Source organism: Roseovarius ramblicola (assembly GCF_042430665.1).
Classification (GTDB): Bacteria; Pseudomonadota; Alphaproteobacteria; order Rhodobacterales; family Rhodobacteraceae; genus Roseovarius; species Roseovarius ramblicola.
The window spans coordinates 1-1,109 of the sequence record NZ_JBHMEC010000042.1; the positions used below are offsets into that span (position 1 = coordinate 1).

Here is a 1,109-nt window from a genome sequence, read left to right on the forward strand (position 1 = left end):
GGTTGGGTTTCGTCTTTTCTCAGCCAATAGACCACGGCTGGCGGTCTGCCGCCAAGGGCTGAGTGTGGGCGTTCGTGGTTGTAGAAGGTCATCCATTTGCGGATGCCCGCCTTCGCTTCTGATCCGGTCTCCCAGGCATGCAGGTAGACACATTCGTATTTCAGCGTCCGCCACAGTCGCTCGATGAAGATGTTGTCGAGGAAGCGCCCCTTTCCATCCATCGAGATACGTACGCCGGTTCTGCGTAGCCGGTCCGTCCAGGCAAAGGACGTGAACTGAGATCCTTGGTCCGTATTCATTATCTCGGGCGGGCCGAACTTGTGGATGGCCTCGTTCAATGCCTCAACACAGAAGTCGGCTTCCAGCGTGTTCGAGATGCGCCAGGCCAAAACCTTCCGGGTATGCCAGTCCATGATGGCGACGAGATAAAGGAACCCTCGTCGCATGGGCAGGTAGGTGATGTCCGAGCACCAGACCTGGTTTGAACGATCCACACGCAGACCTCTCAGCAGGTAGGGATAGGTCTTGTGCCCCTTGGCCGGCCTGCTCGTGTTGGGCTTCTGGTAGATCGCCATCAGTCCCATCAGGCGCATCAGCCGACGGATACGCTTCTCATTCACCAGGTGTCCGTCATTGCGCAGGTGCCAGGTCATTTGCCTGACACCGAAGAATGGGGTCTCCAGGAACTGCTCGTCAATCAAACGCATGAGATCGAGGTTCTGCTCGGTCTCTCCCTTTGGCGTGTAGTAAAAGGACGAGCGCGAAATCGACAGCAGCTTGCACTGCTGGCCGATCGACAGCTGGGGGTGATCGGGCTCGATCATGCCGCGCCTCACTTCCCGCCCCAGGGTTTGAGCTTTCGTTCCAAAAAAGAGTTGGCCACCGCCAGCTCCCCGATCTTGGCGTGCAACTCCTTCACCTGCTCCTCGTCGATCTCGGGCTTCTTCCGGCCGCCGCGCTCGAACACACCGGACGCGCCTTCAAGGAGCGCACGTTTCCACTGGTGGATCATCGTTGGATGCACCCCGAACCGGCTCGCCAGCTCAGCGGCGGTCTCCTCGCCCTTCAGGGCTTCCAGCGCGACCTTCGCTTTGAACTCAGGCGCGTGC

At 59.2% G+C, this 1,109-nt stretch carries 1 protein-coding gene; it reads right to left on the reverse strand.

What is annotated here, in order from left to right; all coding sequences use genetic code 11:
* Positions 1-1,109 (reverse strand): IS3 family transposase gene (locus ACFFU4_RS18300; protein WP_377071342.1). Its coding sequence is split into 2 segments (ribosomal slippage), with 1,110 coding nucleotides annotated over them: positions 1-874 and positions 874-1,109; the frame shifts between segments, so codons are not numbered across the junction. This gene is flagged as partial in the annotation.